8 protein-coding genes are annotated in these 9262 nt (G+C 74.3%); all 8 read right to left on the minus strand.

Annotated elements, in window-relative coordinates:
• Positions 1-96: 96 nt before the first annotated feature.
• Entirely contained in the window at positions 97-408 is a 312-nt protein-coding gene (locus ACFVIM_RS28940; RefSeq protein ID WP_384307338.1) for a DUF6052 family protein, read from the minus strand.
• Positions 380-1687, minus strand: a complete 1308-nt coding sequence (locus ACFVIM_RS28945; protein WP_384307341.1) for a phenylacetate--CoA ligase family protein — start codon at positions 1685-1687, stop codon at positions 380-382. The genes ACFVIM_RS28940 and ACFVIM_RS28945 overlap by 29 nt, the downstream gene beginning before the upstream one ends.
• 128 nt (positions 1688-1815) lie before the next feature.
• Complete coding sequence (locus tag ACFVIM_RS28950; RefSeq protein WP_384307344.1) at positions 1816-2505, minus strand: anthranilate synthase component II; 690 nt, start codon at positions 2503-2505, stop codon at positions 1816-1818.
• Positions 2502-4052 (minus strand): anthranilate synthase component I family protein, encoded by a 1551-nt coding sequence (locus ACFVIM_RS28955; RefSeq protein WP_384307346.1) that lies wholly within the window; start codon positions 4050-4052, stop codon positions 2502-2504. The genes ACFVIM_RS28950 and ACFVIM_RS28955 overlap by 4 nt, the downstream gene beginning before the upstream one ends.
• Before the next feature lie 15 nt (positions 4053-4067).
• A complete protein-coding gene (locus ACFVIM_RS28960) occupies positions 4068-5603 on the minus strand; it encodes a phenylacetate--CoA ligase family protein (RefSeq protein WP_384307348.1) in 1536 nt (511 codons plus the stop codon).
• Positions 5603-6274: a flavodoxin family protein gene (locus tag ACFVIM_RS28965; RefSeq protein ID WP_384307351.1), complete on the minus strand. Its 672-nt coding sequence runs from the start codon at positions 6272-6274 to the stop codon at positions 5603-5605. The genes ACFVIM_RS28960 and ACFVIM_RS28965 overlap by 1 nt, the downstream gene beginning before the upstream one ends.
• Positions 6275-6834: 560 nt before the next feature.
• Entirely contained in the window at positions 6835-8094 is a 1260-nt protein-coding gene (locus tag ACFVIM_RS28970) for a cytochrome P450 (protein WP_384307354.1), read from the minus strand.
• Positions 8091-9098 (minus strand): methyltransferase, encoded by a 1008-nt coding sequence (locus tag ACFVIM_RS28975; protein WP_384307356.1) that lies wholly within the window; start codon positions 9096-9098, stop codon positions 8091-8093. The genes ACFVIM_RS28970 and ACFVIM_RS28975 overlap by 4 nt, the downstream gene beginning before the upstream one ends.
• Between the last annotated feature and the right edge of the window lie 164 nt (positions 9099-9262).

Raw genomic sequence — 9262 nt, forward strand, 5'->3', positions numbered from 1 at the left:
CGGGGCGTGGTCCGCGCCCTCCGTCCCGCCCGCCGCACACGGGCACCGTGAAGCGGCCGCCCCGCTCCCGTATCCGAGGGGGGCGGCCGTCCGCTGTCACGCGGTGCGGTAGTAGTCGTCCAGTTCCACCGCCTGGCCCTCCAGCGCGACCCGCAGCTCCGCGAGCGCGCCGCGCAGCGCGGCCCGCACCGCCGGAACCGCACAGGAGCGCTCCACAGCCGTCAGGGCGCGATAGCCCGCCAGCAGCGTCTCCTCCTGAGCGGGCGTCAGCACCTGCGGCCCGGCAGGCCGCCCCGCCACGGGCTGCCCCGCCACGGGCCGCTCGGACACGGGCTGCCCCGCTGCCTGCCCCGTCACGGGCACGTCCGGCGCCCGGCGCTCAGAGGTGAGCGAGATGGCGTTCGTCATGAAGCCGTGCCGCCTTCCATGTCGTCCGGGGCAACGCGCCCGCCGCGGCCAGCTCCACCCGGGGCCGGATCCCGATCTCCCGTTTGAACTCCTCGGCGATCCGCGCGCACAGCGCCGCCGCCCCCGCGCTCCCGTACGCCGCGGCCTCCGCCACGACATGGACCGTGTCCAGCCCCCGTACGGTACGGATCGAGGAGCGGAACTCCCCGACCTCGGGGAAGGCCCGCAGCACGTCCTCGATCATCACCGGCGTCACCGACACCCCCCGGATCTTGCGCATGTCATCCAGGCGCCGCAGGATCCCCCCGTCCAGGAAATCCCAGCTCCGGCCGCACCCGCACGCCGACGCCGGGCGTTTGACCACCACATCCTCCGTCCAGTGCCGGAACAACGGCATCCCCTCCCGGTACAGACCGGTCGTCACCCGCACCCCCTCCTCGCCGTAGCCCACCGGCCGGCGGGTCACCGGGTGCAGCACCTCCTCGATCACCAGCGGCTCGTTGATATGGCACGCACCGCGCCGCTGCGGGCACTCGAACATGAACACCCCGCCGAACTCGGTCGTCCCCGCCGCGTTGAACACCCGCGCCCCGAACGCCTCCTCGACAGCGCGGGTCGTCGCGTCCGAGCGGGGCTCGGCGCCCGCCAGGATCACCTCCACCCCCGCGTCCCGGGCCAGATCCACCCCCATCTCCCGGGCCCGCTCCATCAGCCGCAGCGCGTAACTCGGCGTCAGACCCAGCACCTCGATCCCGCGCTCCACCAGCAGCCGCACCGTCGCCGTGGAGTCCAGCCCCCCGGCCGGCACCACCGTGCAGCCCATCCGCTCCAGCGCGTAGTGCATGCCCCAGAACCCGGCGAACAGGCCGTACCCGAACGCCACCAGCCCCTGATGCCGGGAACGGACCCCGTTGGCGTACAGCGCCGTACAGAAGGTGTCCGTGATCCACGCCCAGTCCCGCTCGGTGTCGAACGTACGCACCGGGGGATGCCCGCTGGTCCCGCTGGTCTGGTGATGGCGCACCCCCAGCGCCGGATCCAGCGCGGGCCACGTCCCATACGGCGGCCCCGCGGCCTGCGCGGCCACAAGATCCGCCTTGAACAGCAGCGGCATCCGCGCGGTGTACTCCTCCAGCGAGCCGATCCCGCCGGGAATCCGCTGCGCCCACAGCGGCGAACGGTCCGCCGCATAGGCCAGGGCGCGGCGCAGCCGCCGCCACTGCCACCGCGCAAGCTCCGCCCGCGGCATCGTCTCGGCCCTGCTGTTCCAGTACCCCACCAAACCTCCCCCATCGTCACGGTGCGGTGCACGCCAGGCACCCCACCGAGCCCATCACGCCCGCCCCCGCCCGCGCATCTCACCCCGTGCGCACCCGCCCCGGGCCCGCTGACGCGCCTTTGGCCCCTTCACACCGCCCCCGCCGGCACCGGACGCGCGACCGCCACCCCCGCCACCCCGGGCAGCCCGGGGGCGGTGAACCGCCGCACCCCGTCCAGGAAGTTGCCGATCATCCGCATCCCGTGCTCGGTACGGAAACTCTCCGGATGGAACTGCACCGACTCCACCGGCCACACCCGGTGCCGCAGCCCCATCACATACCCGTCATCAGCGGAGCGGGCGGTGATCTCCAGCACCGGCGGGACACTGCCCTCGGTCACGATCAGCGAGTGGTAACGGGTCGCCGAGAACCCGGGCGGCACCCCCGTGAACAGCCCCCGCCCGTCATGCTCGATCCGCGACGCCTTGCCGTGCATCAGATGCCGCGCGCCCGCCACCCGCGCCCCATACGCCCGCCCGATCGCCTGATGCCCCAGACACACCCCCAGCAGCGGCAGCCGCCCGGCCAGCGCCCGCACCAGCGCCACATGCCCGCTGGCGTCCGGATGCCCGGGACCGGGCCCCAGCAGCACCGCGTCCACCCCCATCCGCGCCACGTCCGCGGTCCGCAGCACATGCGAGCGCACCATCACCGGATCGGCACCCGCCGACATCAGGTACTGGCGCAGGATGTCGACGAAACTGTCGAACGCGTCGACCACCAGGACCCTCGGACGGCCCCCGGCACCCCGCACCGGACCTCGCGAGTGGGGCGTCACAGCAGCTCCTCTCCGGTGACCGCCCAGTAGGCGGCGCTCATCTTCGCCAGCGTCTCGCGCCACTCACCGCCCGGATCGGAATCCGCCACCACCCCGGCCGACGCCCGGGTGCGGTAGACACCGCCCTGATGGAACAGCGTGCGGATGCACAGCGCGAGATTGGTGTAACCACCCGCCCCCATCAGCCCCAGCGCCCCCGCATACAGGCCCCGCCGGGACCGCTCGACGGACTCGATGATCTCCATGGCCCGGATCTTGGGCGTCCCCGTCATCGTCCCGGCCGGGAACAGCGCGGCCACCACATCGAAGACATCCCGGCCCGCCGCCACCCGCCCGGTGACCGTGGACACCAGATGCAGCACATGGGAGTAACCCTCCACCGCGAACTCGTCCGGCACCGCCAGCGATCCGGCGCGCGCGATCCGCCCGATGTCGTTGCGGCACAGGTCCACCAGCATCGTGTGCTCGGCGATCTCCTTCGGATCCCCCCGCAGCCGCTGCGCCCCCGCCCCGTCGTCCCCGGCGCGCGGCAGCGTCCCGGCGATCGGCCGCATCGTCACCGTGTCCCGCTCGATCCGCACGAACAGCTCCGGGCTCGCCCCGATCACACACTGCCCGCCCACACTGGCCAAGTACATATACGGGGACGCGTTACGCCGCCGCAGCCGCCGGTAGACCTCCACCGGATCGATCGGCGAGCGCATCGCCAGCTCATGCCCGATCTGCACCTGGTAGATGTCCCCGGCCGCGATGTGCTTCAGACACAGCTCCACCTGGCCCGCGAACGTCCGGGGATCACTGTCGTCCCGCACCACCGCCTCCGGCACGGCCACCGCGTCCGGCTCGGGATGACTCTCCGCCGCCCCCTCCAGCAGCGCCGTCACCTCCCCGGCCGCCAGCGCGGGCCACACCCCGCACTCATGCAGCAGCAGCTCGGTGCGCCCCGCCGCCAGATCCCGCACCACACACCCCTGGTGCAGCACCAGCTGCACATCGGGCAGCGCCCCCTCGCAACGCTCCATCAGATACGGAAGATCCTCCACATAACGCACCGTGTCATAGCCGAAAAAGCTCAGGAACCCGAACCGGAACCGCTCCGCCGACGCCGGCGCGTCGAACAGGTCCCGCACCGCCCGCAGCAGCGGCCACAGCGCCCCCGGCGTCCGCAGCCGCCCCCCGCCCCCGCCCGCATCCGCATCCGCGCCCGCGCCGGTGTCCCCGCCCGCGTCGGTGTCCGTGTCGGTGTCGGTGTCGGTGGCGGTGTCGAGGAAGGGACGGATCCGCTCCCGCAGCAGCGCGCACAGCGCCGGATGGCCCTCCACCCGCACCCGGCCGCCGGTGACGGCCACCGACAGCAGGGCACCGAAACCCACGAACTGGAACCGCCGGTCAGGCAGCGGCCCCGCCGCCGACTCCAGCAGATAGACCTCCCGCGGCCCGAACCGCTGCGCCAGCGCACGGTAGACGGGCAGCAGCTCCACCCCCTCCAGCGGCAGCACCCGGGTGGTCACACGCAGCGCGGCCGGCGCCGGACGCGGGTCGCTCATCGCCCCATCCCCCACTCAGGTCGTGATCGCGTAGCGGTGCGCGGCCTTCCGGGCGGCCTCGGCCGCACCGTCCGGCGCCTGCCGCAGATCGCACACCCGGGCCGCCTTCCAGCTCACGAACGACCCCGTCTGCGTCACCGGATCCAGCGCGCCGTCCACGACGACCCGCACCACCGCCCCGGTCAGCGCCTCAAGACGCCCGCCGATCGCCGCGCTCACCGCCCCCCGGTCCCCGGCCGAGGGCAGCAGATCCACCCGTACGGTGATCTCATCACCCCCGCCGGGCGCGCGGCCGACCACAAGCTGATAGCCCAGACAGCCGCGCACGCCCTCCAGGACCGCCGCCTCCAGCTCCCCGGGCCCCACCAGCGCCCGGCCCAGCCGGATCCGGTCGGCGACACGGCCGGTGACCTCCACCACCGGCCCCGGCAGCGGCACACCCGGCGGCGCGGGCGACAGCCGCACCAGATCCCCGGTGCGGTAACGCACCAGCGGCTTGATCCCGTCCACGAGCATCGTCAGCACCAGCTCACCCGCCACCGCACCCCCCTCCCCGGTGCCCAGGACCGTGCCGGAGTCCGGATCGATCACCTCGGCCAGATAGTTGGGCACCGACAGATACAGCCGCCCGTCCTGCGCGCCCGTCGCGATACACAGCGCCTCCTGCGACCCGTACAGCGCGGGCCGCACCACCGCACCGGGCCACACAGCGGCCACGTTCGCCGCCAGCTGCGGCGTACAGATCTCCCCCAGCACCAGGAACAGCCGCACCGGCAGCCGGGAGAGGTCATAGCCGTAGTGCAGCGCCGCCTTCGCCAGACTCAGACAGACCGCGGGCGCGCACACCACCACCTCCACCCCCAGCTCCTCGATCAGCCGCAGCGCCTTGGCGAACCCGACCCGGGGCGACTCCGGCCAGATCTTCACATGGCAGGCCCCCAGCGACTGCGCCACCGCACCGAACACATCCCCGAACGCGTACAGCTCCGAGGGGCCCATCAGCCCCACCACCGGCATCCGCGCCCCGAACCGGGACGCGAACAGCCGCCGCCAGGACTCCTCCACGGCCGCGTTCGAGGTGACGATGTCCCGCGCCCCGCGCGGACAGGGCGTCGCCGCGCCCGTGGTCCCGTTGGTCTCGTAGTAGATCCGCGCCTCCGACAGCGGGCCCGACAGCACGCCGAACATCTCCCGCCGCAGATCCTCCTTCGTGGTGAACGGCAGCCGGGACAGATCCCCCGGAGTGACCGCCGCCAGGTCCACGCCCGCCAGATGACGCCGGTAGAACGGGGAGCGGGCCCGCACATGCTCCAGCACCCGCGCCAGCCGCCCGGCCCGCCACCGCCCGAGCGCGCCCGGGGTGAGCGAACCGTCGTAGAACGCGCGGCTGACCCGCCCGTAGGCGCGCAGGAAATCCTCCGTACCCTCCCCGGTATCCGCCAGGACGGCGGACGCGGGTGCGGCGGCCCGGACGGCGGCCGGGGCGGCGGCCGGGGCGGGGGCCGGGGCGGGGGCGGATCCGGTCCCGGGGGCGGTGGCGGGGGAGCCCATCACACCGCGACCTTCGTCTCGTTCAGGGCCAGTCCGACCCGCTCGTTGACCTCCCCGGCGGGCAGCAGATCATCCCGGCCGGTCAGCCGCCGGTGCTCGGCCAGCAGCTCGATCATGTCCGTCATCCGCTCCACCAGCCGGGTCACGTTCGTCAGACCCTCCTCGTCCTTCAGCGCGTCCCCCCGGTGCAGCGCGTGCACGGTCGCCGGGAACCCGCTGCCGACCACGATCATCCGGTTCAGCAGCGCGTTCGCCGTCAGCTGCGACCACACCTCCCCGGCGCTGTAACGGCGGGCCACCGAGATGACCCCGGCGACCTTGTTGCTCAGCGGCCGGTCGAAGCGCAGATATCCCACCCCGGCCCGCTCGATGAACGTCTGCATCAGACTCGCCGTCCCGAACCCGTGCACCGGCGCGGCGAAGATGATCCCGTCCGCCTCCACCATCCGGCGCACCACCCCGGGCACCGAATCAGCCACCGCGCACGGAGCCGTCCGGTCGTTGCAGTCCCCGCACGGCCCGCAGCGCTCCATCCGGATCGAGCGCAGATCGACGGTCTCGAACACCACCGACCGCCGCCGGGCCGCCGTGGCCGCGTGCCGCAGGACATCGGCGGTGTTGCCGTCGCGCTCCGATCCGTTGACGGCGAGGATCTTCAGAGGTGCTGTCACGAGGTGTCTCCTTATGAGGATCCGGCCCACGCCGGGCGCTGCCCGCGACGGCATCCCTGTGCGGGCGGCCCCCGGGCTCGCTGACTCCCCTGCATCGTCATGTCCCGCCCCCGACCGGGGCATCTCCGTAGATGCTGCGTGCCCGCCCCAGCCCCCCGGGCCCCCGCGACCTCACCGGCGGCCCCCGGGCGGCGGCCCGGCGGCCCAACCGCGGCAGCGCTACGGCAGCGCTACGGCAGCGCCGCGGGAGCGCTACCGGAGTGCTACGGGAGTGCCGCGCCCGGCGGCCCCGCGGCCCCGCTCCGGCCGGGCCGCCCGCAGCCGCGACACGCAGACCGGCGGCACCGGGAGACCGGGGGCACGAGGGGGAGCGGGGGACAGGGCAGGGGCAGGGCATCAGAGGCCCGGAGACCCGCAGGCCCGGTGGTGCGCAGGCCCGGAGTCCCGCAGGCCCGGTGGTGCGCAGGCCCGGTGTTGCCCAGGCCCGGTGGTGCGCAGGCCCGGAGTTGGCCAGGCCCGGAGCCCTGGAGGCCCGGTGTTCCCGGCCTGCGGTGTCCCGGTCACAGGGTGACGGGAAACGTCTCCAGACCCCGCACCACCCACCGGTCCCGGTACACCGGCGCCTGGACCGGCCGCAGGCCGGGGAAACGGGCCAGCAGCCGCGGCAGCGCGATCCGTGCCTCCAGCCGCGCCAGCGGCGCCCCCAGACAGAAATGACCGCCCGCGCCGAAGCTCAGCGGCCGCTCACCCCCGCGCCCCGCACCGAAGCGCCCCGGATCGAAGCGGTGCGGATCGGTGAAGCGGCGCGGGTCCCGGTTCGCGGCGGCCAGGATCAGCGTCAGCCGTGTCCCGGCCGCCACCTCCACCCCCTCCAGATCCAGGGCGGCGGACGCGGTCCGGCTGGTGACATGCACCGGCGGCTCACAGCGCAGGACCTCCTCCCCGAACGGCGCCGCGAACGCCGGATCGGACCGCAGCCGCGCCGCCAGCACCGGCTCGGCCAGGGCCCTGAGGACACCGTGCCCGATCAGGAAGCTCGTGGTCTCGAACCCGGCCGTCAGCAGCACCATCAGCGTGCCCGTCAGCTCCTCCTCGCTCAGCCGCTCCCGGTCCTCGTCGTGCACCCGGGTCAGCAGCGTCACCAGATCATCCCGGGGCTCGCGGCGCCGCCGCGCGGTCAGCTCGGCGAGATAGCCGCTCAGCTCCTCCATCGCCCCATCCGCGCGCTCCAGCGCCGCCGGATCGCCGGACCCGTCCGTGGACACCGCGATCGCCGAGGCCACATCCCGGAAGAACACCTGGTCCGACTCCCCGAACCCGATCATCTCGCTGATCACCGCCACCGGCAGCCGGGAGGCGAACTCGGCGATCAGATCCACCGGCTCCCCCCGCGCCCCCAGCCGCGCCAGCCGCTCCAGCAGCCGCTCACACATCTCCCCGATCACCGACTCCAGCGCCCGGATCCGCGGCGGGGTGAACGCGAAACTCACCACCGACCGCAGCCGCTGATGATCCGGCGGATTGCTGTACAGCATGGAACTGGTGAACGCCCGCAGCGACGCGTGCGACCGCCAGGCGGGCGAGAGGGCGTCATAGGCCGCCGCGTCCTGCACCCGCAGACCCGGCGCGCGCAGCGCCCGCCCGCACTCCGCGTACCCGGTCACCACCAGCCGCCCCGGCCTGAGCCACACCGCCGGGCCATGCGCCCGGATCGCCTCATACCAGGGATACGGGTCGGCCCGGCCCGCCCGGGTACCGAGCGCCGCGAACGCCTCGGCCACCGGCACCCCGGACGCCGCGGGGGACAGCGGCGCGGTCACCGGCCCGCGGCCCTCAGCTCGATGATCGCCGACGGCCCGGCCGGATGCACGGCCGCCACCCGCAGCCCGGCCGCCGCGCCGAGCGCCGCGAACTCGGCCACCCCGCGCTCCCCGGCCCCGTACACACACAGCATCCGCAAGTCCATCCCCGTATGCGGCGCGTCCCCCGCCGACCCGGTCGACTCGATCACGAACACCGCCCCCCGCGGACCGGCCGCCTGGGCGCACCGCCGCAGGATCGCGGTCGCGGCCTCGTCGTCCCAGTCGTGCAGCACCAGCGACAGGACATAGCCGTCCGCCCCGGCGGGCAGCGGATCGAAGAAACTGCCCGCCACCGCCTCCGCCCGCTCCCCGAGCCCGGCCGCCGCGAACCGCTCCTTGGCCGCCGCCGCCGCGCCCGGCAGATCCACCACCGTGCCCCGCACCGACGGATACGCGCTCAGCACCGCGCCCAGCAGCGAACCGTCACCGCCGCCGACATCGACGACATGACCCAGCCGCCCCCAGTCATACCCGGCCACCACCCCCGGCGCGCGGGCGGCGACATCGGCGCCCAGCAGCCGGGTGAAGGACGCCGCCCGCTCCTCGTCGGCACTCAGGTCCTCCCAGTACTCCCGGCCGTAGCGGACCGGGAAGGCGGCCTCACCGGTGCGCACACTGTGCGGCAGCTCCACGAACGACAGCTCACCGCGCCCGGCGCCCTCGATGTCGAACCAGGCCCGCACCCGCGCCGGATGATCCTCCCGCAGCGGCTGCCCCAGCGCCGTCAGCCCATAGCGGCCCTGGTCATCGCAGGCCAGCACCCCCCGCACGGTCAGATACCGCAACAGCCGCTCCAGCGCCCCGGCATGGGTGTCCGTCACGGCCGCCAGCGCACGGGCCGTGCGGTGCCCGGCCGTGATGTGGTCGGCGATCCGCAAGGTCGCCGCGGTCCGCAGCGCCATCGGCGTGCCCAGGCCCGCCATGGCCCAGAGTCTGGCGGCGGTCCCGTCCTCGTCACCCAGCACGGTGTGTCCCTTCCCCTTCGAACGGCCCGGCCCCAGGCGGGGCCCGGACTTGCCATCGTCGCGCAGGCCGCGCGGGGGGCCATCTCCCGTCGTGCGCTCTGCCCGCGGGGCCCTACGGGCCGTCAGCGCGCGGCGCCCCGGGGGGAGGACACCCCCGGGGG

This window comes from Streptomyces sp. NPDC057638, from assembly GCF_042800315.1.
Taxonomy (GTDB): Bacteria; Actinomycetota; Actinomycetes; order Streptomycetales; family Streptomycetaceae; genus Streptomyces.

Excerpts from the sequence above, each read along its gene's own strand:
- ACFVIM_RS28960 (WP_384307348.1), bottom strand. The coding sequence starts at position 5,603 with ATGGGCTCCCCCGCCACCGCCCCCGGGACCGGATCCGCCCCCGCCCCG.
- ACFVIM_RS28940 (WP_384307338.1), bottom strand. The coding sequence starts at position 408 with ATGACGAACGCCATCTCGCTCACCTCTGAGCGCCGGGCGCCGGACGTG.
- ACFVIM_RS28955 (WP_384307346.1), bottom strand. The coding sequence starts at position 4,052 with ATGAGCGACCCGCGTCCGGCGCCGGCCGCGCTGCGTGTGACCACCCGG.